The following is a 24,698-nucleotide window of genomic DNA, read 5'->3' on the forward strand; positions in this document are numbered from 1 at the left end:
GCCCCCGCTCGCGCTGCGAGCCCCCCGAGGTATTTTTCGGGCAAGATGAAATGCGGTTTTCATCTTGCTCGAAATACCTCCGCCGGAGGCGAAAAACTTACATCCGGAACACGCCGAAGCGGGTCGGTTCGATCGGCGCGTTGAGCGCGGCGGAAAGCGAGAGCGCCAGCACCTCACGCGATTTGCGCGGGTCAATGATGCCGTCATCCCAGAGCCGCGCCGAGGCGTAGAGCGGGTGCGATTGGCGCTCGAACATCTCGATGGTGGGGCGCTTGAATTCGGCCTCTTCCTCGGCGGACCATTGGCCGCCCTTGCGCTCGATCCCGTCGCGTTTGACGGTGGCAAGCACGCCCGCGGCCTGTTCGCCGCCCATCACAGAGATGCGCGAATTGGGCCACGTCCAGAGGAAGCGCGGCGAATAGGCGCGGCCCGCCATGCCGTAATTTCCCGCCCCGAAGGAGCCGCCGACCAGCATCGTGATCTTCGGAACCGAGGTCGTGGCGACGGCGGTGACCATCTTGGCGCCGTGGCGCGCGATGCCCTCGTTTTCGTACTTACGGCCGACCATGAAGCCGGTGATGTTTTGCAGGAAAACGAGCGGCACCGAGCGTTGCGAGCACAGTTCGATGAAATGCGCGGCCTTCTGCGCGGCTTCCGAGAAGAGCACGCCGTTATTGGCGACGATCCCCACCGGGCAGCCTTTGACATGGGCAAAACCGGTCACGATGGTCTCGCCGAAGCGCGGCTTGAACTCGTCGAAGCGCGAGCCGTCCACGATACGGGCGATCACCTCGCGGATATCGTAGGGCGTGCGCAGGTCTGCCGGCACCACGCCGAGGATTTCCTCGGGGTCGTAGGCGGGCTCTTCCTCGGCCTGCCATTGCACGGTCGAGGGCTTGGCACGGTTCAGCGAGCCGACAGCGCGGCGCGCAAGCGCCAGCGCATGGGCGTCATCCTCGGCGAGGTAATCGGCCACGCCCGAGAGCCGCGTATGCACGTCGCCGCCGCCTAAGTCCTCGGCGCTGACCACCTCGCCCGTCGCGGCTTTCACCAGCGGGGGACCGGCGAGGAAGATCGTGCCCTGTTCCTTCACGATGATCGTCACATCCGACATCGCGGGCACATAGGCGCCGCCAGCCGTGCACGAGCCCATCACCACGGCGATCTGGGCGATGCCCTTGGCCGACATCCGCGCCTGATTGAAGAAGATGCGCCCGAAATGGTCGCGATCGGGGAAGACCTCGTCCTGATTGGGCAGGTTCGCGCCGCCCGAGTCGACGAGATAGATGCAGGGCAGATGGTTTTCCTCGGCGATCTCCTGAGCGCGCAGGTGCTTCTTCACCGTCAGCGGGTAATAGGTGCCGCCCTTCACGGTGGCGTCGTTCGCGACCACCATGACCTCTTGCCCCATCACGCGGCCGATCCCGGCGATCACGCCCGCGCAAGGGGCGGCATTGCCATACATCTCATGTGCCGCCGTCGCGCCCACTTCGAGGAAGGGGGAACCGGGGTCCAGGAGCCCCGCCACCCGCTCGCGAGGGGCCATCTTGCCACGCGACAGGTGCCGTTCGAGCGAAGCCGGGCCGCCACCTGCCGCCGCGGCCTCGGCCGCCGCGCGCACCGTGGCGAGCGCGTCGAGATGCGCGGTGCGGTTTTTCGCAAACCCCTCCGAGGAGGTGAGAACCTGAGAGGACAGTTTCATTCCATGCTCCCCATATCGCGCAGCTCCAAAGCACGCTGCGCGGTCTTGTGAAGATAACAATCCGACGCCATCACGGTGCGGATCGAGCCCTCGGCCCAGATCGAATAGACCAGCCCGCAATCGGCATCGCGGAAGGCGATCCAGGTGCGCTGCGCATCAAGCAGCTGGTCCGCCAGCTCGGTGCCGCCCTGTTCGATCAGCCGCGCTCGCACGCCCTTGTATTGCGCGTTCAGCAGATCGTCCCAAGCCTGCGCCTCGCCCTGAAGGCAGGCCGAGATGCCCAGCGTCGTCTCCCCGCCCGGCTGTGCCTGGCAGGCTGCGGCGGCCTCACCGATGCAATCCGGTGTGGTGCCCCTTGCATCGTCAAAACAGGCGCGGACCGTGGCCGGATCGACCTGCGGCTCCTGCGCGAAGGCCGGGGCGGCCATCAGCGCCAATGCGAGAGGGATCGCCAGAGGGCGCATCACGCGCCCCCCATGATCTCGCGGCCGATCAACATCCGACGAATTTCCGAGGTGCCCGCGCCGATCTCCATCAGCTTGGCGTCACGGAACAGGCGCGAGACGTTGGAATCGTTGAGGAACCCGGCCCCGCCCAGCGCCTGAACCGCCTGATGCGCCTGCACCATCGCCTGCTCGGACGCATAGAGCACCGTCGCCGCCGCGTCCTGACGCGTCACCGCGCCGCGATCGCAGGCCTTGGCAACCTCGTAGGTATAGGCGCGCGCGGTGTTCATCGCGACATACATATCGGCGATCTTGGCCTGCATGAGCTGGAAATTCCCGATCGGCTGGCCGAATTGCTGGCGCTCCTTGGAATAGGGCACGACCTCGTCCAGACAGGCCATCATGATACCGGTGCCGATGCCCGAGAGCACGACGCGCTCATAATCGAGACCCGACATCAGAACGCGCACGCCCTTGCCTTCCGCACCCAGCACGTTTTCGAAGGGCACTTCGCAATCCTCGAAGAAGAGCTGCGCCGTGTTCGAGCCGCGCATGCCGAGCTTGTCGAAATGCTTGGAGGTGGAGAAGCCCTTGAAGTCTTTTTCCACGATGAAGGCGGTGATGCCTTTGCTCCCGGCCTCCGGGTCGGTCTTCGCATAGACCACGAGCGTATCGGCATCCGGCCCGTTGGTGATCCAGTATTTATGACCGTTGAGCACATAGTAGCCGTTGCGCTTCTCGGCGTTGAGCTTCATGCCCACCACGTCCGAACCGGCCCCCGATTCCGACATGGCCAGCGCGCCGACGCTCGTCCCGGCGATCAGCCCGGGGAGGTATTTCTTCTTCTGCTCTTCCGACCCGTTCAGCTTGATCTGGTTCACACAGAGGTTCGAATGCGCGCCGTAGCTGAGCGCGATCGAGGCCGAAGCCCGCGCGATCTCTTCGGTTGCGACCACATGGGCGAGATAGCCCATCCCTGCCCCGCCATATTCCTCGGAGACAGTGATCCCGAGCAGACCAAGCTCCCCCATCTCGGTCCAGAGCTCATTGGGGAATTCATTGTCCAGATCGGTCTTCGCCGCGATCGGCGCCACCCGTTCCGCCGCCCAGCGGCGCACCATGTCACGAAGTGCGGCGATATCCTCGCCCAGATCGAACTCCATCGAGCCTGCGAACATCGGATCTCCTCCCCCGGTTTATTGAACGCTCGTTCATTTACTCGGGCAAAGTGAGTCGCGTCAAGTGCCCAGAGATCGAAAGCGGCTCTGGGCGCGGGTGACGATGAGGCGCGTCGAGTGGGCGGGCGAGAGGGCTTCCTTGCGCGCCAGCTTGGCAAAAAAGAAAAACGCCCCCGGCAAGGAGGGCGTTTTCGTCAGCTGTTTAGAGAGGTCAGCGCTTCGGTCGGCGCGGCGCGTCATTGCCGCTGGCGCGCGGCTTGCGCGAGGGTTTTGCACCGCCCTTGAAGGGTTTTCCGTCCCCGGCAGCGCCGGGCTTGCCCTTCTTGAACGGCTTTCCACCTTTTCCGCCCGCCGGCTTGCGCGGCGCGTATTTCGCCCCCTTGCCCGAGGGCGCGGGCTTGCGCGCGGGTTCGCCATCGAACTCGGGCAGGTCGAGCGCCTCGGTCTCGGGGGCCCATTTTGCCTTGCGCTTGCCCTCTGCCTTCGGAGCCGCCTTGGCGAATTTCGAGGGCTTGCCCCCCTCTTCCCTCGGCTCCCAGGCTTTCGGACGCTCCGGCGCGGGCTGGGGTTTGCGCTCGGGCTTGGGGGCGTCGTCGAACTTGCGCGCGGGACGGTCCGGGCGCGGCTTCTTGCCCTCGAAGCGCGGCTTGCCGCCTTCGGGGCGCGGGGAGCGGCCACGTTGGAAATTCGGCGGACCGTCAAGCGGACGCACCGAGATCTCCTCGGTCAGCGCTCCCTCGGAGTCGAGTGCGCCCAGGAACTGCTCGGCGCTCGACTCCGCGATTTCCACGAAGGTCTCGCTCTGCTGGATGCGGATCGCGCCGATCGCGTTGCGCTCGAGATCGGCCGCGCGACGCAAAACCGGCAACAGCCAGCGCGGCTCGGCCCGGTCATCGCGCCCGACCGAAAGCGCGAACCAGCGGCTAGGCCCGAAATCACGCTCTTCGCGGGCGAGTTTCGTCTCCGGCGGCAGAAGATCCTCGGGGGCGGCATGGCGCGACTGGTGCAGGCGCAGGAAAGCCGCCGCGACCACCTCGGGGCTGCGCTGCGCGAGCAGGCGCGCGGCGAAAGCGGCCTCTTCCTCGGTCAGCGGCGTCTCCCAGGACGGATCGGACATCAGCCGCTCCTCGTCGCGGCGCAGGATCTCGTCAGCCGAGGGCGCGACCCCCCATTCCGCATCGATCTTCGCCCATTTCAGCAAGCGCTCGGCGCGCTTGACCATCTTCGGCGGCACGATGAGCGCCGAGATCCCCTTGCGCCCGGCCCGGCCCGTGCGGCCCGAACGGTGCAGGAGCGTCTCGGTATTGGTCGGCAGATCGGCATGGATCACGAGGCTGAGCTTGGGCAGGTCGATCCCGCGCGCGGCCACATCGGTCGCCACGCAAACCCGCGCCCGCCCGTCGCGCATCGCTTGCAGCGCATGGCTGCGTTCGGCCTGGCTCAGTTCACCCGAAAGGCTCACCGTCGCGAGGCCGCGATTGCCGAGCCGCGTCGTGAGATGCGTCACCGCTGCACGGGTATTGGCGAAGACGATCGCGCTTTCGTCAGCGTGATAGCGCAGCAGGTTGAAGATCGCGTGCTCGCTGTCGGAGGCCGCGACGCGCAGTGCCTGATAGGAGATGTCGGCATGCTGCTCGGCCGCGCCGATCGTGTTGATCCGCTGTGCGTCCCGCTGGAACTGCTCGGCCAGCCGCGCGATCATCGGCGAGACGGTGGCCGAGAACAGCAGCGTCCGGCGCTCTTCCGGCGCCGCACCGAGAATGAATTCCAGATCCTCGCGGAAGCCGAGATCGAGCATCTCGTCGGCCTCGTCGAGCACCACCGCACGCACATCGCCCAGATCGAGCGAGCCGCGCTCGATATGGTCGCGCAAACGACCGGGCGTGCCGACCACGACATGGGCGCCGCGATCAAGCGCGCGCCGTTCCTGCCGGATATCCATGCCGCCCACGCAGGAGGCCACGACCGCGCCGGTCTTGGCGTAAAGCCAGCTCAGTTCGCGCATGACCTGGAAGGCCAGTTCGCGCGTCGGCGCCACGACCAGCGCCAGCGGGACCGCGGGCGGGCCGAATTTCTCCGCCTCGCCCAGCAGCGTCGGCGCGATCGCAAGCCCGAACCCCACCGTCTTGCCCGACCCCGTCTGCGCCGAGACCAGCAGGTCCGACCCTGCAAGCTCGGGGGCGATCACCGCCTCCTGCACCGGGGTGAGTGTGTCGTAACCGCGCTCGGCGAGCGCTTCGGAAAGGGGAGAGATCATATGAGGAGAAGTCCAGTCGAGTGCGGCGAGCCGTGCCGCGCAGGGTCGCAGGGCGCGACGGAAAGCGCGTCCATAGCGGGTCTTTTTGCGAATGTATACTTTATTCTTTGCAAGCGGCCCATAATCGGCGGTGCATTGCGTTATCCGCGCCCGTTCTCGCCGGAGCGATAGGCCTTGCGCAATTCGGGCAGCGCGATCAGCATCAGCAGCGCCGCGATGATCACGAAGACCATCGGCCCGATCTGCTCGTAGCCCCAAACCCCCGAAATCCCGCCGCCGAAGAACGCAAACAACGTCGCGAGATGGAGAACCAGCCTTGCGAGCAGCACGTCGCGCCGCGCCGGATCGAGCGCCGCCCGCCCGCGCGAGAGTTCCGCCAGCTCCAGGCCGAGATCGGTCGCGATCCCCGAGACATGGCTGGTGCGCACCTTCGCGTCCGAGATCTTCGTGGTCGCGGCGTTCTGCAGCCCCATCAGCATGCTCAGCCCCACCATCATCAATTGCCCGCCCGCCTGCGCCGACCAGGTCAGGTCCAACAGCGCAAGCCCCACCAGAAGCCCCGCCTCCAACAGGATGGAGAAAGCATAGATCCCGCGCAGATTGCGCCGTTCGCCGGCGGCGATCAGCAGCCCGGAGACAAAGGCTCCGAACACGAAGGCCGCCAGCAACATCAAAAGCCAGAATGCGCCCGCGAACCGTCCAAGCGCGAGCATATCCGAGGCCGTCGAGACATTGCCCGTCATATTGGCCGAGAAATAGCCCAAGGCGCGGAACCCGGCGGCATTGACGGCACCGGCAACCAGCGACAACCAGATCGCCAGCCGGAGATCGACCGCGATCGTGCGCGCCTGTCCAACCTGTATCAGCACCGGGCCTGCCTCCTCATCTCGCCTGATCTAGCGAAGGCACCGCCGGAAAATCAAGCATCTAGGGCAGTACAGCATATTCGCGTAATCTCTCGCGAGCGTTTTGCGCGTCGTGGCCTGCGCCCATCGGGAGGCGTCGCGACCGCGCATAGTGGGGCGCAGTACGGCGATGGCACGACGCGCACGCCCGAGGGGCCCTTGCGATCCTTCTGATGACATGGCGCCGCTCGATCGGAGCTGGCGCATCCGAACATGCGTCGAGGCCTCCCCTTTCAGCGACTCACGAACAAAGATGCCCGCGCCCCGGCAGATGCCTCTCGCGCGCGACAGTCCCACTCTCTCTGGATCAGCCCCAGCACCTGCAAAGAGATCCGGGCGGCACCCGAATCCGCCCTTTGCGTCCGAGTTGCGCTCAATTTTCAAGCAACGGGTTTCGCAGCGGGCTTCAATAGCAAGCAAATTCCAACTGAAGAATTGAAGAAGAGAAGCGATGATGCGCGCCTATTGACAGCTTCGTGATCCTTACCTAGCGTTCACTTAAGCGCAGAGCAAATGTGCTCGCTACGGCGCGTTGAAATCTCAAGATATGTCGGCATTACCGCCCCAAAAGCAGATTCTGCTTCTGGGGTTTCTTGCCGTTGGAAGAAGCCAGATGACACGTATCGAACTACCGATCGGCCTGCTTTTCTCGACCACCGGTTCTTATGGCCGGGTAGCGCATACGCAGCTCAACGGTGCGCAGCTTGCCTGTGACGAGATCAACGCGGACCCGACGGCTGCGGTCACCTTCCGCCCCGTCCACATCGACCCCGCGAGCGAGCTGCACAAATACGCACCCGCCGTTCAGAGCATGTTCGATCAGGGCATTCGCCATGTCTGCGGATGCTACACCTCGTCGAGCCGCAAGGACGTGATCCCGCTCTTCGAGAAGCATGACGCGCTCCTGTGGTATCCGACGCATTACGAAGGTTTCGAGAGCTCAACCAACGTCATCTATACCGGCGCGGCACCGAACCATCACATGTCGCCTTTGATCGACTTTCTGTGCGCCCGTTTCGGCCGCCGCGCCTATTGCATCGGCTCGAATTACATCTGGGGCTGGGAAAGCAACCGGGTGATGCGCGAGGAGCTGCAAAGGCGTCGCGGCGAAGTGCTGGCCGAGCGTTACCTGCCCGTTGGCGAGACCGAAATGGGCGCCATCATCGAGGAAATCCTCGAGACCGAGCCCGACTTCGTGTTCAACGCGCTGATTGGCGAGTCTTCCTACGCGTTCTTCCGGGCCTTCCGGGAGACCTGCGAAGCGCGCGGGATCAAGCAGACCACACGCTTCCCGATCGCGAGCTGCAACCTGTCGGAGCCCGAACTCCGCGCGATCGGCCCCGTCGGGTCCGACGGGCAGATAAGCTCCAGCGTCTATTTCTCGTCCCTCGCAGGCGAGCGCAACAAGCGCTTCGTCGAGGCCTATGGCAAGGCCTTCCCCGAGGGGCCTGTCGCCTCGGCCGAAGCGGAGGCCGCCTACATCGCCATTCATATGCTTGCCAAATCCGTCTCGGATGCTGGCACGGCGGAGGTGGGGCCGGTTCTCAAGGCGGCTGCGGGACAGGTTTTCGATGCGCCGCAGGGACGGGTCACGATCGACCCCGACACTTATCACGCCTCGCTCACCCCTCGCATCGGGTTGTCGCGCAACGATTTCGAGTTCGACATCCTGATCGAGGCCCCCGAGCCGATCGCGGCGGATCCTTACCTCGTGACATCCACGACGGCCTTCGAGCCCGCACAGCGACGCAAGTATGTGAGGGTGGTTTCATGAAGGCACCCCGTATCGCGCAAAACTTCAGAGGTCGCAGGGCGGTGATCTTCACGACGGAAGGCCAGTCACTGGGCATTCTAGAGGCGACGCTGCGCCGGCTTGGACTGGAGCCGGACGCCCGGCCCGTCCCACTGCGTCAGGACTTCGAATTGCCGGACAATCTGGCACCGGACACCGACTTGGTGATCATCGACGGCGATCTGAATTTGCCGCTCGCATGGCCCGGCAGCTACAACGTGTCGAGCCTGCACGCGCCCTGCCCGACGGTCGGACTGGTCGGCACGGAAGCGCCGAGCCGGCTCAAGGCGATGCTCCAACTCGGGGCTGCGTCCTTCCTGCAAAAACCGATCCATAGCGGGGCCGTCTACTCCGCCCTCTATCTGGGCGTGAATGCGTTCGAGCATGTCGACGGGCTGAGAGTGAGCCTCGACGATATGGGCGAACGCCGCCGCAAGAGGATTTACGTGATCAAGGCCGTCGCGGCGCTGATGCGCCAGCGCGGACTTAACGAAGATGCCGCATACGACCTTCTGCGAAAGGACAGCATGCGCGCGCGCGTCAGCGTCGAGGACCATTGCGAGTCCCTGATGCTGGCAAACCCGGACAGCGATCTCGATCGCGGTGAAACGAAGAAGAGGTGTCAGGCGCACTAGCCGAAAAGGGCACCCGGAAAACCTCAACAAGGAGTTGAAAATGACCAGGAAACTGATCAGCACCGCTTCGGTGCTCGCTACCCTATTGTCTTTTGCCGGGCCGATGGCGGCTCAGGCAGCGGACCCGATCAAGATCGGCGTGCTTGAAGACCAGTCGGGAGACTTTGCGCTCGCGACCATCGGCAAGGTCCACGGCATCCAGCTGGCCACCAAGGAGATCAACGACGCGGGCGGCATCGCCGGTCGTCCGATCGAGCTGGTGATCTACGACACGCAGTCGGACAATACCCGCTATCAGGAATTCATGCGCCGCGTGCTGCAGCGCGACAAGGTGGACGTGGTCTTCGCGGGCTTCTCCTCGGCCTCGCGCGAAGCCTACCGCCCGATCGTGAATCAGTTCGACGGGCTGGCCTTCTACAACAACCAGTATGAAGGCGGCGTCTGCGACGCGAACATGATCGTCACCGGCGCAGTGCCCGAGCAGCAGTTCTCGACGCTGATCCCCTATATGATGGAGAAATACGGCAAGAACGTCTACACGATCGCCGCCGACTACAACTTCGGCCAGATCTCGGCCGAATGGGTGCGCAACATCGTCAAGGAAAACGGTGGCACCATGGTGGGCGAGGAGTTCATCCCGCTCGGCGTGTCGCAATTCTCGCAGACGATCCAGAACATCCAGGGCGCCAAGCCTGATTTCGTCGTGACCCTCCTCGTGGGCACCGCGCAGTCGTCCTATTACGAGCAGGCCGGGTCGGCGAACCTCGATCTGCCGATGGCTTCCTCGGTCAATGTCGGTCAGGGCTACGAGCACAAGCGCTTCACGCCCCCGAGCCTGAAGGACATGTATGCGACGGTGAACTATGTCGAGGAGATCGACACGCCGGAAAGCAAGGCCTTCGTAGAGAAGTTCCACGCGATGTTCCCCGACGAGCCCTATATCAACCAGGAAGCCGAGAACTCCTACGCTGCAGTCTATCTCTACAAGGAGATGGTCGAGAAAGCGGGTGGTTCGACCGCACTGGCCGATGTGCGCGCCACGCTCGCCGATGGCAACCTGTGCTACGACGCGCCCGAAGGTAAGATGTGCATCGACCCGAAGAGCCAGCACACCTCGCACACGATCTATCTCGCTCATGTCAACGCCGATCACTCGATCGAATTCCCGAAAACCTGGGATGACATCAAGCCCTACTGGCTGGGCGATGTCGGTTGCGACCTGACCAAGAGCGACCCGAGCGACCAATATACCCCGTCGCACCTGCCGTCGAACTGATCCGACGCCTGCGGATGCGGGGCCTCGGGGCTCCGCATCTCTCCTTCCCCGGATTTTCCCGAACGCTGGCCACCAAGAAAGGACGGTCGATGGAGTTCCTCTACTCTCTTTTCAGCTTCTTCTATCAGTTTGGAGACGCCTTCGCCTTCCTCGTGCTCAGCGCCTGCGGCCTCGCGGTGATCTTCGGCATGATGGGTGTGATCAACCTCGCGCATGGCGAATTCATCCTCTGCGGCGCCTATGTCTCGACGAGCGCGACCCATATGGGCGTGCCCCTGCCGATCGCTATCGCATTGGGTTCCCTTGCCGCTGGCTTCGCCGGAATGATCGTCGAGGTCGTGGTGATCCGTCCGCTCTACAAACGCCCGCTCGATACGATCGTGGCGACCTGGGGCATTTCGATGATCGTCACCCAGGGCACGCTGATCGTGCTGGGCACGACGATGGCCGGCAGCGGCACGCCTTTCGGCAGCTTCTCGGTCGGCGATTATTCCTATTCGATTTACCGCATCGTGCTGATGGTGATGGCGCTCGTGACCCTCGCCGCGCTGTGGCTGATGTTCACCAAGACCCGCTTCGGCATCCTCGCCCGCGCCACGATCCAGGTGCCGCATGTGGCCGAGGCCCTCGGGGTCAACACGAACCTGATCTACAGCCTGACCTTCGGTCTGGGTGCGGCGCTTGCTGGCCTCGCCGGTGGGCTTTACGCGCCGACGATGACGCTCGTGCCGACGATGGGCGCGGCCTTCATGGTCGAGGCGTTCGTGACCGTCGTCGTGGGTGGCGCGGATATCTTCCTCGGAACGGCGCCCGCCGCGGTCGTGCTTGGCTTCATCAAGGCCTCGCTGACCTCCTGGCAGGGCCAGCTTGCCGGTCAGATCGGCATGCTCATCGCCGTCATCATCGTGATCCGCATCCTGCCGCGCGGCATCAGCGGCAAGATCCTGAAAGAAAGGGCCTGACGTGAGCAGCGCATCCCGTTTCATTTCCTTCCTGAAGCTCATCGAGGGGCCGCAAACCCTCGGCAAGGGACCGAAATTCTGGTCTGGCTTCGGCGTCGTCCTGCTGGCCGCCTGCGCCTATCCGTTCTTCGCCGACAGCTACGACGTGGGCAACAATGTCTACTTCTTCAACTGGCTCTTCATGGCGATGGGGCTGAGCCTGATCTGGGGCTATGGCGGGGCGCTGAGCTTCGGCCAGACCGCCTTCTTCGGGGTCGCGGGCTATGCCTACGGGGTCCTGACGATCAACCTCGGGGACGCCTATGGGCTGACGCTGATCTCGCTCGCGCTTGCGGTGGGCATCAGCGCGCTCTTCGCGACGATCCTTGGCTATTTCCTGTTCTTCGGCAGGATCAGCGGCGTATTCCTTGGCATCGTGACGCTCTCGGTGACGCTGGTGCTCGAACGCTTCATGGCGCAGACGGCGGGGCCGGAATGGGCGATCGGCAAGGCGCGCCTCAACGGGTTCAACGGCATGGGGGCGATGCCCTCGCTGACGATCCCGTGGCCGAGCGGCAATATCGTCCTCTACCCGGACGTGACGCTCTATTACGTCACGCTGGTGCTGCTGCTGGTCTGCTATCTCGGGCTGCGCATCCTCGTGAACTCGCGCTTCGGCAATGTCATCGTGGCGATCCGCGAGAACCCGATGCGCGCCGAGATGCTGGGCTATGACGTGCGCAAGTATCAGCTTGCGACCTTCGTGATCGGCTCTGCGCTCGCGGGCCTCTCGGGGGTGCTCTACACCTCCTGGGGCAACTACATCACGCCCGCCTCGATGGGCATGACGGCGGCCTCGCTGCCCATCGTCTGGGTCGCGGTCGGCGGACGCACGGACCTCACGACGACGCTGGTCGGCACGCTCGCGGTGCTCATCGTGTTCCAGTCGCTCACGATCTACGGCAGCCAATACGCGCTGATCGTGATGGGGACGCTCTTGGTGATCACCGTGCTGATCGCCCCGCGTGGCATCGTGATCGCGCTGCTCTCGCCCTTCATGCGCCGGAAATCCAAACTGGAAGGAGAGCGGTGATGGCCATTCTCGAAACACGCCAGCTCAACAAGCATTTCGGCGGGCTTCACGTCACGGGCAATGTCGATTTCGCGCTCCAGCCCGGAGAAATGCACTGCCTGATCGGTCCCAACGGCGCCGGCAAGAGCACCTTCTTCAAGCTGATCCTGGGCGAGCACCTGCCCGATAGCGGCGAGATTCTCTATGACGGCGAGGAGATCACCCGCGCGAAGCCCTTCGAGCGCATCCGCAAGGGGATCAGCGTGAAGTTCCAGGTGCCCGGCATCTTCAAGGAACTGAGTGTCCAGCAGAACCTGACGATCGCGCTTCAGCACCATGTCGCGCCCGAGATCCTGCAAGAGGAGATCGACCGGCTGCTGGAGTTCCTTAAACTCTCGCAGGACCGCAAGCAGCTCGCGGGAAATCTCAGCCACGGTCAGAAACAGTGGCTCGAGATCGGCATGGCGGTGGCACTGAAGCCGCGCCTCTTGCTGCTGGACGAACCGACCGCCGGGATGACCCCTGACGAGACATTCGCCACCGGCGAGATGCTTCAGGAGCTCAACCGCGAGGGCATGACCTTGCTGGCCGTCGAACACGACATGGCCTTCGTGCGCCAGATCGCCCACCAGGTTACCGTGCTCCATTTCGGCAAGATTTTCGCGCAGGGCACCATCGACGAGATCACTGCCGATGAACGTGTCGCCGCCATCTATCTGGGAGAAGTTGATGCGTAAGGAAGTCCTTCTCGACGTGATCGCGCTCAATGCGGGCTATGGCGGCAAGCCGGTTCTGCAAGGCGTCGATTTTCAGGTCCGCGAGGGCGAGATCGTCGCCGTGATCGGGCGCAACGGGGTCGGCAAATCGACCCTGATGAAGACGCTGATCGGGCTGTTGCCGACCGACAGGGGTTCGATCAACCTGCGCGGTGCCTCTATCGACCTCGTCTCCGCACATAACCGGGCGCGCAAGGGCATCGGCTACGTGCCGCAGGGGCGCGATGTCTTCCCGCGTATGACCGTGCTCGAAAACCTGCTCGTCGGCGAAAGCATCGCGGGCAAGTCCACCCCCGGCAAGGTCGACGAGATCTACCGCTATTTCCCGATCCTCAAAGAACGCGCCGATCAGCGCGCGGGCACGATGTCGGGCGGTCAGCAACAGCAGCTCGCCATCGGGCGGGTGCTGATGGGCGACCCTTCGATGATCCTGCTCGACGAACCCTCCGAGGGGATCCAGCCGAACATCGTGCAGGACATCGCGCGCATCATGGTCGAGCTGAACCGCGAGACCGGCGTGACCGTGGTCTTCGTCGAGCAGAATGTCGACATGATCCGGGCAATGGCGCAGCGCTGCTACGTCATGGACAAGGGCCGCATCGTGGCCGAGCTCGACCGCGAGATGCTGCAGGATCGCGACACGATCCGACGATACCTGTCGGTCTGATCCGCCGAAACACTTTCCAGAAATTCAGAATGAAAGGAGCAACTTATGAGCTGGTTTGAAGAGTCCATCATGGCGCGCAAGGGCGTGGCGAAAGGTCAGGCCCTCGAGACGCGCACGATCACCGAGGAAGAACAGGGAAGCTATCCCTACATCTACACCGCCGGGATCGAGCCGGTCCTGACCGTCGATCCGGGCACCGTGGTCAGCGCCGAGACCCATGACGCTTTCGAGGGCGCGATCAAGTCGGAATCCGACAAGCCGACCGAGATCCTGAACTTCCCCTTCCTGAACCCGCAGAACGGCCCGATCTACGTCAACGGCGCCGAACCGGGCGACACGATCGCGGTCTATATCGAAAGCATCGTGCCGCGTGGTCCGCAGCCGCGGGGCACCACCGTGATCATGCCCGAATTCGGCGGGCTGGTTCCGACCTTCGAGACCGCGCTCCTGACCGCGCCGCTGCCGGAGGTGGTGCGCAAGCTCGAGATCACCGTCGAGGAAGGCACGAAATGGAACGACAAGATCAGCCTACCCTACGAGCCCTTCATCGGCACGATCGGCACGGCCCCGATTGCCGAGGCGATCTCGTCGCTGGTGCCGGACTATTACGGCGGCAACATGGATCTGCCTGATGTCGCGCCCGGCGCGGTCGTCTACTTGCCGGTGCAAACCGAGGGCGGCTACCTGTTCCTCGGGGATTGCCATGCCGCACAGGGCGATGGTGAGCTTTGCGGCGTCGCGGTCGAACATCCGACTGTCACCACCGTGCGCATCGACCTGATCAAGAACTGGACGATCCGCACGCCGCGCCTCGAGAACGAAGAGTTCTACATGACGGTCGGCTCGGCGCGCCCGATGGAAGATGCCGCGCGCGGCGCCTATCGCGAACTGATCCGCTGGATGGCCGCTGATTTCGGTTTCGACGAGATCGACGCCTACATGCTGCTGACCCAGTGCGGCCGCGTGCGTCTGGGGAACATGGTCGATCCGAAATACACCGTCGGAGCCTCGGTCCTGAAATCGATCGTCGGCATTGCGGAATGAGCTCGGGCCGCGTGCCGATCCCTTGTCGCGCGGCTCGCTTCCTTGTCGTCTCTGCCTTTGAAGGCAGCTTCGCGGGCAGAGACGACCTTTTTCTTCCCGGCTTCGGTCCCTCATGTGGGCGCGGCTGCGCGCAACGGACCGAGCCTTGTCACCTAGGAGCCAGCCCGCACGGCTCGGGCGTTGGCGGCATCTTGCTCGCCAAACGGAAAAGGAGTCTCTCATGTCCACCCAAACGAATCCCGATCTGCCGGATCTCGGAACGCTCACCGTCGCCACCGTCCGGGAGGGGCTGGCCTCGGGGCAGTTCACTGCAGAGGAATTGACGCAGGCCTGCATCGACCAGGTCAAGGCGCTGAACGGAAAATACAACGCGATCATCTTCGAGAACGAAGCTGCGCTCGAGACCGCCCGCGAGATCGACCGCCGGCGCGCGGCGGGTGAGGCGCTCGGGCCACTGGCCGGGGTCCCGATCGTCGTCAAGGATCCGATGGACATGGCGGGCATCCCCACCACGGCGGGCTGGCGGCTGCTCTATTCGGGAGCGGGCGGGGTCGATCTGATGCCCGAGCGCGACAGCCCCGTGGTGGCGCGGATGCGCGCAGCCGATGCGGTCATCCTCGGCAAGACCAACGTGCCGATCCTGAGCTGGACCGGAACCCACGCCAATGACAGCTGGGCGGGCCCCACGATCAACCCCGCGATCGAGGACCGCGCGCCGGGCGGGTCGAGCGCGGGCTCGGCGGCGGCGGTTGCCACCCATATGTGCGTCATGGGTCTCGCCGAAGAAACCGGCGGGTCGATCCAGAACCCGGCCTCGGCGCAGGGGCTCGTGGGCATCAAGCCGACGATCGGGCTGGTGCCGAATGCCGGGGTCGTGCCGCTCTCGGGCAATCGCGATGTGGTCGGGCCGATTGCGCGCAACGTGACCGATGCGGCGCTTGGCCTCGATGTGCTGGCGGGCTTCACCACCGAAGATCCCAAGACGCTCGCCTGCGTCGACAAGATCCCCGACGGCGGCTACGCCTCGGGCCTGTCGAAGGACGCGCTGAAGGGCAAGCGGCTCGGCCTCTACGGGCCGGGATGGCGTAAGAACGAACTGTCCCCTGAGGCCAGCGATCTCTACGCCCGCACCATCGACGAGCTGGCCGATCTGGGCGCAGAGCTTATCCTCGACCCGTTCGCGGGCACGGATTTCGCGAGTTACCGCCAGATCACACCCGGCACGCCCTTCTTCGACGGTCGGGGACTGGAATCGATCCCCTATGACATGACGAAATATCTCGAACGGCTCGGCCCCGATGCCGCGATCAAGACCTGGGAGGAATTCGTCGAGGCCACGAAATACGAAAACGTGCTCGCGAAGGGGGCGATCCTTGGCTTCCTCAACGAACTTCCCGATTTCGTCGAGGCCGTGAAATCTCCGGCGACGCCGCCCGCGCTGCCCGAGTTCACCGCGTTGAAGCGCGCCTACCTGCTCCTGATCGAGGACGTCTTCGCGCGTCACCAGCTCGACGCGCTCGTCTATCCGCAGATGCTGTGCGAACTACCGGGCCTTCACTCGGGCGACGCGATCCTCGAGACGACCGTCGGGGAGCTGAACATCGCGGGCATCCCGGGGATCACCGTTCCGGCGGGCTACTACGCCTCGGGCGCGCCGTTCGAGCTTATCTTCCTTGGCAAGCAATGGAGCGAACACCTCCTGATCCAATGCGCCTACGCCTATGAGCAAGGCACCTTGCACCGCAAACCCGCGATTTGAGCAGTGCGACGCAGCGCGGGTCCGACATGGAGGAACTGCGTCCACGGGCTCGCACAAATCCGCACTGGAAGCGTTGGAACAGGATAGGAGGCGTTGCACCCGATCACTGCCTGCGGCGCGAACCGAACCGACAACCGACCGTTTTTTCCCAGGACCGCCTGTCAGACCGGGGGCGCTGCCCCCGTCTCCTGAGGAGACTCCCCCGAGATATTTTCGTCAAGAAGAAGAGAAGCCCCGCGCCGCTTCTTCTTGATCCAAATATCTCGGGGTGAATTTCCGAAGGAAAGAGGGGCAGCGCCCCTCCCCCCCCTCAGGCCAGAACTTCGGCGCGGATAACGCGCGCGATCTGGCCCGCATCCTCTTCGGTGAAAGTCAGCGGCAGGCGCAGATCGAGCAGGCTCGCTAGGATCGCATCGGTCTTGGGCAGGCTCTGCGCCTCGGCATAGCGCCAGCTGTCATGGCGCGAAGTGAAGCCTGCGGGCTCGGGCGCGCCGAACCATTTGAGCTCGACCCCACGCGCGGCGCAGCGCTCGACCAGATCGCGCATCGATGTCGCGTCTCGCCCCGGCAGACGAAACTGGAAGGACGATCCGACATAGGCCTCGGCCTGCGGGCGCGCGATGAGTGCAAGGCCGGGCGTGTCGGCAAGCCCCGCCTCCATCACGCGATAGAGGCTGTTCCAGCGCGCGACCCGGTCCGGCAGCGTCGGCAATTGCGGGCGCAGGATCGCGGCGCGCAGGTTGTCCATCCGGCCCGACACATTGGGGGTGTCGTATTTGAGGGCCTCGAATACGTCCGGGCCGGGAGCCGCGAGATGGCGCGGATACATCATGTAGCTTCCCGACAGCAGGATCATCTTAGCGGCCAACTCGGCATCATCGGTGACGATCAGCCCGCCCTCGCCGGAATTCATGTGCTTGTAGGTCTGGGTCGAATAGCACCCCACCACGCCATGGCGGCCAGAGGGCACACCGGCCCAATGAGCCCCCATCGTATGGGCGCAATCCTCGACCACCGTCAGATCATGGGCGCGCGCGATCTCCATCAGGCGATCCATATCGCAGATATGGCCGCGCATATGCGAGAGCAACAGCACCCGCGCCAACGGGGCCTTGGCCGCCAGATCCTCGAGATCGATGGCGAGGTTCTCGGTCGTCTCGACAAAAACGGGTTGAGCGCCGAGAGCGGCGATAGCGCCCGGCACGGGGGCGAGCGTGAAAGCGTTGGTCAGCACGCTCTCGCCCGGCCCGACGCCAAGCGCGCGCAGGGCGCAGCCCAGCGCATAGCCGCCCGAGGCGACCGCGAGGCAATAGCGCGCGCCGGTGAAGGCGGCGAATTCCTGCTCGAGCAGCGCCGCCTCGCCCGCCTCGCCGGGGCCAGTGTTGTAGCGGTGCAGACGGCCCGAGCGCATGACCTCCACGGCCTTCGCGATCGCGTCTTCGGGGATCGGCTCCTGCTGGGTGAAATTGCCGGTGAAGATCTCGTCCATCGCTCACAGTTTCCTTGCGCGCCAGAACAGCGCCCACGCGCCCAGAAGAATGATGGCCGCAACATAGAAGGCCATGTCGGGCGTGCGCACCGGGGCGTTCTCGGCGAGGAATATCCCGAAGATCTGGGTGAAGAACAAGGTGCCCAGCAGCATAGCAAGGTTCATCACCGCCGAGATCCCGCCTTGCAGCGCGCCTTGTGCATCCTCGGGCACGGCATTCGACATCAGCGAGGAGATCATGGGCTGAACCAGCCCCTCGATCCCTGTCACCACGAGCACGATCAGCACCATCGCGAGACTGTTCGACAGGCCCAGTGCCACGGCCAGAACCGCGCCAAGCACAAGGCCGATCCCCGCCACGCGCGCTTCGCCCAAAATCCGCGCAAGCGGGCCCGCGAGCCCGCCCTGAAACAGCGCCGCGACGACGCCGTAGCCCGCCAGCGTCAGTCCGACCAGCCCCTCGGACCAGCCGAACTTCGCCATGCCCCAGAAGGGCCAGATCGCCGGATAAACAGCCGAGGCGAAGAGATAGACTCCAAGTGCCGCGCCCATCGGCAAGACGCCCGGATATTGGCGAAACACCGCGAGCGTGCCCAGCGGGTTGCAGGCGCGCCAGTTCACGGGGCGTCGCAGCGCGGGTGGCAGGCTCTCGGGCAGCACGAAGATGCCGTAGAGCAGGTTCAACCCCGACAGTGCCGCCGCCACGAGGAAGGGCACGCGCGGGCCAAGCTCGCCCAGAAAGCCGCCCAGGGCGGGACCCGCGATGAACCCGAAGCCAAAGGCCGCCCCGATCAGGCCGAAAGCACGGGCGCGCTCGGCCGGGGGAGTGACATCGGCGAGATAGGCGTTGGCGATCACGTAGGAAGCGCCGCAGACCCCGGCGATAATCCGCCCCACGAACAGCCAGAACACGGTCGGGGCGAACGCATGAAAGAGATAATCGACCCCCAGCCCCCCGATCGCGAGCAGCAGGAGCGGGCGCCGGCCGAAGCGATCCGAGAGGTTCCCCATAAGCGGCGCGAAGAGAAACTGCGCCAGAGAGAAGGCCGCGAACATCCAGCCGCCGATCCGGCTCGCCTGCGCGAGATCGAGATGGCCCACCTGCGCGATCAACGAGGGCAGCACCGGGATGATCAGCCCGAAGCCCACCATGTCGAGAAACACCGCGATCAGGACGAAAGCGGTGGCGTGACGCTTGGCGGGGGCGATCTGGGGACTGTGCATGGGATTTCGCGGAGGAGAGGCGCGCAGGCTGTGCCGCGCGCCCTGCCCTGTCAAGCGCTCCCGAGCATCTGCGCGGCCAGATCGGGCAGCGCGTCGAAATGATCGAGCAAGGCCTCGGGCGCGAGACGCTCGATGGCGCGCCCCTCGGGGCCGAACGTGACAAGGATGCACGGCACGCCCACCGCACGCGCGGTCTCGCGATCGGTATTGGTGTCGCCCACGAGAAGCGAGGCCGCCACAGTCCCGCCCGCCCGCTCGACCGCCGCATGATAGGGCTCGGGCGAGGGCTTGCGCAGCGGCAGCGTATCGGCGCCGATCAGCGCATCGAAGAGGTCGGAAATCGCGAATTTCGCCAGCAGATCGCGCGCCAGCCCCTCGGGTTTGTTGGTACAGATCGCGGTGGCGTAGCCTTGCGCGCGCAAGGTCTGCACCGCCGCGACCGCGCCGGGATAAAGCGTGGTGTAACGGTCGATATTCTCGCCGTAATAGGCCAGAAGCGGATAGTAATCGGCCTCGATCATCTCCTCGCGCTCGGCCTCGGGCACGCCCAGCCGGTCATACCCTGCCATCAGCATCGCGCGCCCGCCGTGAAAAGCGATCAGCGCATCGCTGGCCGGATCGAGAAGCGCCTCATGGCCGCGCGCGGCAAAGCAGGCATTGGCCGCCGCGATCAGATCGCCCGACGTATCGGCCAGCGTGCCATCGAGATCGAAAACCACCGTGCGCATCGGCTCTCCTTTTGTCGCTCGTAACACCGCGAAAGGAAGCGTGAAGACACCCCACTTGCGGCAAAGTTGCCAATGCGTAAAACGGGGGCGAGCAGAAGAAAAGGTTTCTCATGGCCATTGCACTGATCACTCTCGCCGCGGGGCAAGGTACCCGCATGAACTCTGACCTGCCCAAGGTGCTCCATCAGGTCGGCCGCGCGCCGCTGGTGGCCCATGCGCTGGCCGCAGGCCGCGCGCTCGAACCCGAGACGGTGATCGTCGTGGCAGGCCATGGTGCGGATTTGGTGAAGAGGGCGGTGGGCAAGATCGACCCCGAGGCGGAAATCGTGTTGCAGGAAGAACAGCTCGGCACCGGCCATGCCGTAGCGCAGGCCCTGCCCAGGCTCGACGGGTTCGATGGACGCGTGATCGTGCTTTACGGCGACACGCCCTTCATCCGCCCCGAGACGCTGGAGCGTCTTGCAGCCTCCGATGCGGCGGTGACCGTGCTGGGCTTCGAGGCGGCCGATCCGGGGCGCTACGGACGGCTGGTCGCACGCGGCAACGCGCTGGACCGGATCGTCGAGTTCAAGGACGCGTCGGATGAAGAACGCGCAATAACGCTTTGCAATTCCGGCGTGATTGCCTGTGATGCCGTGCTGTTGACCGAACTGGTCGCGGGGCTGTCGAACGAGAATGCCGCCGGCGAATATTACCTCACCGACATCGTTGCCGCGGCGCGCGAGCGCGGCCTCACGGCCGAAGTCGTGACCTGCGACGAGGCGGAAACGCTCGGCATCAACACCCGCGCCGAGCTTGCCCGCGCCGAGGCGCTGTTCCAGGAACGGATGCGTGCCGAGGCGCAAGAAAACGGCGTGACGATGGTCGATCCTGCAACCGTCTGGTTTGCGCTCGACACCTATATCGGGCGCGACGTGGTGATCGGCCCGAACGTGGTCTTCGGCCCCGGCGTGACCATCGAATCCGGCGCCACCATCGAGGCATTCTGTCATCTCGAAGGCTGCCATATCTCGCGCGGGGCGACCGTCGGTCCCTTCGCCCGCCTGCGCCCCGGCGCGGAACTGGCGGAAGACGTGCATATCGGCAATTTCGTCGAGGTGAAGAATTCGATCCTCGCCGAAGGCGTGAAGGTCGGCCACCTGACCTATCTGGGCGATGCCGATATCGGCGAGCATACGAATATCGGAGCGGGCACGGTGACCTGCAATTACGACGGCGTGATGAAGCATCGCACCACGATTGGCGCGAACGCATTCATCGGCTCGGACACGATGCTCGTGGCTCCGGTGACGGTCGGCGACGGGGCGCTGACGGGCTCGGGCTCGGTGATCACGAAGGATGTGCCCGCCGAGGCCATCGCGATCGAACGCGCCGAGCAGGTGAACCGCCCCGGATTGGCGAAAAAGCTATTTGCGAAACTGTGCGCCGAGAAAGAACGGCGCCTGAAGAAAGCCTGATATATGTGCGGAATTATTGGTGTTTTGGGAAATCACGAGGTCTCACCGTTGCTGGTCGAGAGCCTCAAGAGGTTGGAGTATCGCGGCTATGACAGTGCCGGGATCGCGACGGTTAACAATGGGCATCTCGACCGCCGTCGCGCGGTCGGCAAGCTGGTGAACCTCTCGGACCTGCTGGTGCATGAGCCGCTCGCAGGCAAGTCGGGCATTGGCCATACCCGTTGGGCCACGCATGGCGCGGCGACGGCCGGAAATGCCCATCCGCATCGCTCCGGCCCGGTCGCGGTCGTCCATAACGGCATCATCGAGAACTTTCGCGAACTGCGCGCCGAGCTGGCCGAAGCCGGGATCAGTCCCGAAACGGAAACCGACACCGAAACCGTTGCCCTTCTCACCCGCATGTTCATGGATCGGGGCATGGGTCCGAAGGAGGCTGCGGTCGAGGCGCTCGGGCGGCTCGAGGGGGCTTTCGCTCTGCTATGGCTCTTCGATGGCGAGGACGACCTGATGATCGCCGCGCGCAAGGGCTCGCCCTTGGCGATCGGACATGGCGATGGCGAGATGTTCGTGGGCTCGGACGCGATTGCGCTGGCGCCGATGACCGACCGGATCACCTATCTCGAAGAGGGCGACTATGCCTTCGTCACTCGCGCAGGCGCGGAGATCTTCGACGCCTCGGGCCGCCGCGCGAACCGCGACGAGCAACGCATCGACCTCGGTCAGGCGCAGGTCGAGAAGGGCGGCTACAAGCATTTCATGGCCAAGGAGATCGCCGAGCAACCCGTCGTCCTGGCGGATGCTTTGCGACATTATCTGCCGAAATCGGGGCTGAACATGCCCGATGAATTGGACTTTTCCAACATCGACCGGATTATCCTGATCGCCTGTGGGACAGCGCATTACGCCTGCGCAGTGGCCAAATACTGGTTCGAGGAATTCGCCCGCATTCCCTGTGAAATCGACGTGGCCTCGGAATTCCGCTATCGCGAACCGCCTCTGTCAGCGCGCAGCCTCGCGATCTTCGTCAGCCAGTCGGGCGAGACGGCCGACACGCTGGCGGCGCTGCGCTACTGCGCCGAGAATGTCGCCAAGACGGTGGCCGTGGTGAACGTGCCCAGTTCCTCGATTGCGCGCGAGGCCGATATCGCGCTGCCGATCCTTGCAGGCATCGAGGTGGGGGTGGCCTCCACCAAGGCCTTCACCGCGCAGCTTCTGGTCCTTGCCGTGATGGCGCTGAAAGCCGGGCGCGACCGGGGGCAGATCGACGATGAAATCTTGAGCGCACATACCGAGGCGCTGCGCAGCCTTCCCGGCCTTCTGAACCAGGCGATGAGCCTTTCGGAGCCGATCGCGAAGCTCGCCGAGAGCCTCGCCGAGGCGCAGGACATCCTCTTCCTGGGGCGTGGGCCGATGTATCCTCTGGCCCTTGAAGGCGCGCTGAAACTCAAGGAAATCAGCTACATTCACGCCGAAGGCTACGCCTCGGGCGAACTCAAACACGGGCCGATTGCGCTGATCGACCGCTCGGTTCCGGTGATCGTGATGGCGCCGCACGACCGGCTCTTCGACAAGACCGTGTCGAACATGCAGGAGGTGATGGCGCGTCACGGGATGGTGCTGCTGGCTTCGGATGCAAAGGGACTTCAGATCGCCGGAGACGGCACTTGGGCGCAGATTCAACTGCCTGAAATCGCTGAACCTTTCGCGCCGATCCTTTATGCTGTCCCGGCGCAGCTTCTGGCCTATCACACGGCCGTCGCGAAGGGCACGGATGTGGATCAGCCGCGGAACCTCGCGAAATCGGTGACGGTCGAATGAGCCGGAAACGCGGCAAGAAGCGCATCGCCCGCCCGCGCGCAGAGGATTTCGCCCCGCTCGACCCCGTCGAAGACGCGCGCCTTCGCGCCGAGGCCGAGGCCTATGCAGCCTCGGAAGTGGATTACGAGAGTTTCGAGGAACCCGAAGAGGACGAAGCGCCGGTCGGCCCGCCGCCCACGCTTGAGGACGCACTCCATGCGCTCGAGGCTTGGGAGGATGCAGGGAAAGCCGCCGAGATGGCCGCCTATCACAAGGCGGAGAGGCGGTATCTGGGCGTGTCCGTTCCGGCGATTGACGACATGGTGTCGCTCTGGCGCGGACAACTGGACGTCGCGGGGCGCGTGGAATTGGCCCGCGCGCTTTGGGAGACCGACATTCACGAGGCCCGGATCGCGGCGGCCAAGCTGCTGACGCAGGCGCGGCTGCGCCCCGATGAAGCGGCTTGGGACCTCATCGCAAGTTGGGTGCCGCAATTCGACGCCTGGGCGATTGCCGATCAGGTGGCCAAGGCGGGCTCGAAACGGCTGCAAGCCGAGCCTGCGCGGCTCGACGAGGTGGCGGACTGGGTGCGCTCGGATCACATGTGGACCCGGCGCGCCGCCTTCGTCTTCACCCTGCCCTGGACCAAGCAGCGTAACCCCAAACCCGAGGATGAGGCCGTGCGGGACGAGGTTCTGGGCTGGGCTATGCAACTGGCCGATGACCGCGACTGGTTCATCCAGAAAGCGATCGGCTGGTGGCTGCGGGAGCTGGGCAAGAAAGACCCCGAGCGCGTGCGCGCCTGGCTCGCGGATCATGGCGAAAGGCTCAAGCCCTTCGCCCGCAAGGAAGCCGCCAAATACCTTTGATTACAGGAATTTGTCGTAATCGCTCACCAGCAGGTGGCGCGGCGCCTCGTCTTCCTCGATCTCCGAGAACCGCCCGATCGGGTCGCGGAAGATATTGTCGGTCTTGTCGTCATTGACCGTCGAGACCTCGCCGATCAGCACATCGCCGCCCTCGCCCCAGAAGGCGTGCCAGTCGCCGGGGCGCAGCGTGACGCTTTCTCCGGGGCGCAGCATCAACACCTCGCCGGGTTCGAAGCGGCGCGGAACGCCGTCGCACATCACCTGCCCGCCGGCGCTCTCGCAGAAATTCCCTTCCGCATCCGAGCCATAAAGCTCGATCGCGAGCATCGCCCCGCCCCGGTTGATGATGTCTTCGGCCTTGATGACATGGGTGTGCATCGGACTGATCTGATCGCGGCGCGAGATCAGCAGTTTCTCGGCATAGGCCATGCCGTGACCCGCCTGAAGGTCGCGCAGATCGCCGTTGCGCAGCGTGAAGAGGAAGAGACCGAGCCTGTCGAAATCGCCCTGCCCGTAATCGGTGATATCCCAGCCCATCGCGGCCTCGACGATACGTTGGGCCTGCGGCAGGCGGGCCTTGAACTCGGCCGGGCTCCACCAGGCGAACGGCGGCAGACGAAAGCCGAACTCCTGGATCATCTCCTCGGCCTCGGCCATGATCTCATTGACGCGCGAGCGCTTCAT

General features: G+C 64.6%; 21 protein-coding genes. 12 read left to right on the forward strand and 9 right to left on the reverse strand.

The annotated features are described in order from the left end of the window. Positions 1-97 precede the first annotated feature (97 nt). The 5 genes from BMI90_RS13830 to BMI90_RS13850 form a co-directional block, all read right to left on the reverse strand. Positions 98-1,702, reverse strand: a complete 1,605-nt coding sequence (locus BMI90_RS13830; protein WP_078530074.1) for a carboxyl transferase domain-containing protein — start codon at positions 1,700-1,702, stop codon at positions 98-100. After that, complete coding sequence (locus tag BMI90_RS13835) at positions 1,699-2,166, reverse strand: lysozyme inhibitor LprI family protein (protein ID WP_078530075.1); 468 nt, start codon at positions 2,164-2,166, stop codon at positions 1,699-1,701. Before BMI90_RS13835 ends, BMI90_RS13830 begins: the two co-directional genes overlap by 4 nt. Next, positions 2,166-3,326 (reverse strand): acyl-CoA dehydrogenase family protein, encoded by a 1,161-nt coding sequence (locus BMI90_RS13840; RefSeq protein WP_078530076.1) that lies wholly within the window; start codon positions 3,324-3,326, stop codon positions 2,166-2,168. Before BMI90_RS13840 ends, BMI90_RS13835 begins: the two co-directional genes overlap by 1 nt. Before the next feature lie 211 nt (positions 3,327-3,537). Further along, positions 3,538-5,583 carry a DEAD/DEAH box helicase gene (locus BMI90_RS13845; RefSeq protein WP_078530077.1) on the reverse strand — a complete coding sequence of 682 codons (2,046 nt, stop codon included), beginning with the start codon at positions 5,581-5,583 and terminating at the stop codon, positions 3,538-3,540. Positions 5,584-5,723: 140 nt separating this feature from the next. After that, positions 5,724-6,452: a YoaK family protein gene (locus tag BMI90_RS13850; RefSeq protein ID WP_146671295.1), complete on the reverse strand. Its 729-nt coding sequence runs from the start codon at positions 6,450-6,452 to the stop codon at positions 5,724-5,726. Positions 6,453-7,101: 649 nt separating this feature from the next. Here BMI90_RS13850 and BMI90_RS13855 point away from each other — a divergent pair. The 9 genes from BMI90_RS13855 (at position 7,102) to BMI90_RS13895 (ending at position 16,450) form a co-directional block, all read left to right on the forward strand. Beyond that, positions 7,102-8,262, forward strand: coding sequence for a transporter substrate-binding domain-containing protein (locus tag BMI90_RS13855; protein WP_078530079.1), 1,161 nt, complete (start codon positions 7,102-7,104; stop codon positions 8,260-8,262). Continuing rightward, positions 8,259-8,915, forward strand: coding sequence for an ANTAR domain-containing protein (locus tag BMI90_RS13860; RefSeq protein WP_078530080.1), 657 nt, complete (start codon positions 8,259-8,261; stop codon positions 8,913-8,915). Before BMI90_RS13855 ends, BMI90_RS13860 begins: the two co-directional genes overlap by 4 nt. 40 nt (positions 8,916-8,955) lie before the next feature. Beyond that, positions 8,956-10,191: an urea ABC transporter substrate-binding protein gene (locus BMI90_RS13865; protein ID WP_078530081.1), complete on the forward strand. Its 1,236-nt coding sequence runs from the start codon at positions 8,956-8,958 to the stop codon at positions 10,189-10,191. An 89-nt stretch (positions 10,192-10,280) separates the two neighbouring features. After that, positions 10,281-11,153, forward strand: a complete 873-nt coding sequence (locus BMI90_RS13870; protein WP_078530082.1) for a branched-chain amino acid ABC transporter permease — start codon at positions 10,281-10,283, stop codon at positions 11,151-11,153. 1 nt (position 11,154) lies between these two features. After that, complete coding sequence (locus tag BMI90_RS13875; RefSeq protein ID WP_078530083.1) at positions 11,155-12,225, forward strand: ABC transporter permease; 1,071 nt, start codon at positions 11,155-11,157, stop codon at positions 12,223-12,225. Continuing rightward, entirely contained in the window at positions 12,225-12,941 is a 717-nt protein-coding gene (locus tag BMI90_RS13880; protein WP_078530084.1) for an ABC transporter ATP-binding protein, read from the forward strand. Before BMI90_RS13875 ends, BMI90_RS13880 begins: the two co-directional genes overlap by 1 nt. Beyond that, complete coding sequence (locus tag BMI90_RS13885; RefSeq protein WP_078530085.1) at positions 12,934-13,647, forward strand: ABC transporter ATP-binding protein; 714 nt, start codon at positions 12,934-12,936, stop codon at positions 13,645-13,647. The genes BMI90_RS13880 and BMI90_RS13885 overlap by 8 nt, the downstream gene beginning before the upstream one ends. Positions 13,648-13,692: 45 nt before the next feature. Further along, positions 13,693-14,691, forward strand: coding sequence for an acetamidase/formamidase family protein (locus tag BMI90_RS13890; RefSeq protein WP_078530086.1), 999 nt, complete (start codon positions 13,693-13,695; stop codon positions 14,689-14,691). Positions 14,692-14,911: 220 nt separating this feature from the next. Further along, positions 14,912-16,450, forward strand: coding sequence for an amidase (locus BMI90_RS13895; RefSeq protein ID WP_078530087.1), 1,539 nt, complete (start codon positions 14,912-14,914; stop codon positions 16,448-16,450). A 310-nt stretch (positions 16,451-16,760) separates the two neighbouring features. Here the strand turns inward: BMI90_RS13895 and BMI90_RS13900 are convergent, their stop codons facing one another. From BMI90_RS13900 to BMI90_RS13910, 3 genes are read right to left on the reverse strand one after another with little or no spacing between them, the layout of a single operon-like run. Next, positions 16,761-17,939: a DegT/DnrJ/EryC1/StrS family aminotransferase gene (locus BMI90_RS13900; protein WP_078530088.1), complete on the reverse strand. Its 1,179-nt coding sequence runs from the start codon at positions 17,937-17,939 to the stop codon at positions 16,761-16,763. A gap of 3 nt (positions 17,940-17,942) precedes the next feature. Further along, on the reverse strand, positions 17,943-19,163 hold the full coding sequence (locus BMI90_RS13905; RefSeq protein WP_078530089.1) for a TCR/Tet family MFS transporter: 1,221 nt from the start codon (positions 19,161-19,163) through the stop codon (positions 17,943-17,945). A 50-nt stretch (positions 19,164-19,213) separates the two neighbouring features. Further along, positions 19,214-19,891, reverse strand: coding sequence for an HAD-IA family hydrolase (locus BMI90_RS13910; RefSeq protein WP_078530090.1), 678 nt, complete (start codon positions 19,889-19,891; stop codon positions 19,214-19,216). Between the two features lie 110 nt (positions 19,892-20,001). Here BMI90_RS13910 and glmU point away from each other — a divergent pair, with 110 nt between their 5' ends. The 3 genes from glmU to BMI90_RS13925 are packed head-to-tail and all read left to right on the forward strand — an operon-like array spanning position 20,002 to position 24,014. After that, entirely contained in the window at positions 20,002-21,348 is a 1,347-nt protein-coding gene (gene glmU, locus BMI90_RS13915) for a bifunctional UDP-N-acetylglucosamine diphosphorylase/glucosamine-1-phosphate N-acetyltransferase GlmU (protein WP_078530091.1), read from the forward strand. Positions 21,349-21,351: 3 nt separating this feature from the next. Next, the gene (gene glmS / locus BMI90_RS13920) at positions 21,352-23,166 is read left to right on the forward strand and encodes a glutamine--fructose-6-phosphate transaminase (isomerizing) (RefSeq protein WP_078530092.1); all 1,815 of its coding nucleotides are present in this window, start codon (positions 21,352-21,354) and stop codon (positions 23,164-23,166) included. Then, the gene (locus BMI90_RS13925; RefSeq protein ID WP_078530093.1) at positions 23,163-24,014 is read left to right on the forward strand and encodes a DNA alkylation repair protein; all 852 of its coding nucleotides are present in this window, start codon (positions 23,163-23,165) and stop codon (positions 24,012-24,014) included. The genes glmS and BMI90_RS13925 overlap by 4 nt, the downstream gene beginning before the upstream one ends. On the opposite strand, the gene BMI90_RS13930 is transcribed toward BMI90_RS13925, so the two are convergent. After that, positions 24,015-24,698 (reverse strand): D-lyxose/D-mannose family sugar isomerase, encoded by a 684-nt coding sequence (locus BMI90_RS13930; RefSeq protein ID WP_078530094.1) that lies wholly within the window; start codon positions 24,696-24,698, stop codon positions 24,015-24,017.

It is taken from the genome of Thioclava sp. L04-15 (genome assembly GCF_002020275.1).
Classification (GTDB): Bacteria; Pseudomonadota; Alphaproteobacteria; order Rhodobacterales; family Rhodobacteraceae; genus Thioclava; species Thioclava marina.

Excerpts from the sequence above, each read along its gene's own strand:
- BMI90_RS13840 (WP_078530076.1), bottom strand. The coding sequence starts at position 3,326 with ATGTTCGCAGGCTCGATGGAGTTCGATCTGGGCGAGGATATCGCCGCA.
- BMI90_RS13830 (WP_078530074.1), bottom strand. The coding sequence starts at position 1,702 with ATGAAACTGTCCTCTCAGGTTCTCACCTCCTCGGAGGGGTTTGCGAAA.
- glmS (WP_078530092.1), top strand. The coding sequence starts at position 21,352 with ATGTGCGGAATTATTGGTGTTTTGGGAAATCACGAGGTCTCACCGTTG.
- BMI90_RS13870 (WP_078530082.1), top strand. The coding sequence starts at position 10,281 with ATGGAGTTCCTCTACTCTCTTTTCAGCTTCTTCTATCAGTTTGGAGAC.
- BMI90_RS13855 (WP_078530079.1), top strand. The coding sequence starts at position 7,102 with ATGACACGTATCGAACTACCGATCGGCCTGCTTTTCTCGACCACCGGT.
- BMI90_RS13910 (WP_078530090.1), bottom strand. The coding sequence starts at position 19,891 with ATGCGCACGGTGGTTTTCGATCTCGATGGCACGCTGGCCGATACGTCG.
- BMI90_RS13900 (WP_078530088.1), bottom strand. The coding sequence starts at position 17,939 with ATGGACGAGATCTTCACCGGCAATTTCACCCAGCAGGAGCCGATCCCC.
- BMI90_RS13880 (WP_078530084.1), top strand. The coding sequence starts at position 12,225 with ATGGCCATTCTCGAAACACGCCAGCTCAACAAGCATTTCGGCGGGCTT.
- glmU (WP_078530091.1), top strand. The coding sequence starts at position 20,002 with ATGGCCATTGCACTGATCACTCTCGCCGCGGGGCAAGGTACCCGCATG.
- BMI90_RS13885 (WP_078530085.1), top strand. The coding sequence starts at position 12,934 with ATGCGTAAGGAAGTCCTTCTCGACGTGATCGCGCTCAATGCGGGCTAT.
- BMI90_RS13845 (WP_078530077.1), bottom strand. The coding sequence starts at position 5,583 with ATGATCTCTCCCCTTTCCGAAGCGCTCGCCGAGCGCGGTTACGACACA.
- BMI90_RS13865 (WP_078530081.1), top strand. The coding sequence starts at position 8,956 with ATGACCAGGAAACTGATCAGCACCGCTTCGGTGCTCGCTACCCTATTG.
- BMI90_RS13930 (WP_078530094.1), bottom strand. The coding sequence starts at position 24,698 with ATGAAGCGCTCGCGCGTCAATGAGATCATGGCCGAGGCCGAGGAGATG.
- BMI90_RS13925 (WP_078530093.1), top strand. The coding sequence starts at position 23,163 with ATGAGCCGGAAACGCGGCAAGAAGCGCATCGCCCGCCCGCGCGCAGAG.
- BMI90_RS13905 (WP_078530089.1), bottom strand. The coding sequence starts at position 19,163 with ATGCACAGTCCCCAGATCGCCCCCGCCAAGCGTCACGCCACCGCTTTC.
- BMI90_RS13895 (WP_078530087.1), top strand. The coding sequence starts at position 14,912 with ATGTCCACCCAAACGAATCCCGATCTGCCGGATCTCGGAACGCTCACC.
- BMI90_RS13860 (WP_078530080.1), top strand. The coding sequence starts at position 8,259 with ATGAAGGCACCCCGTATCGCGCAAAACTTCAGAGGTCGCAGGGCGGTG.
- BMI90_RS13890 (WP_078530086.1), top strand. The coding sequence starts at position 13,693 with ATGAGCTGGTTTGAAGAGTCCATCATGGCGCGCAAGGGCGTGGCGAAA.
- BMI90_RS13835 (WP_078530075.1), bottom strand. The coding sequence starts at position 2,166 with ATGCGCCCTCTGGCGATCCCTCTCGCATTGGCGCTGATGGCCGCCCCG.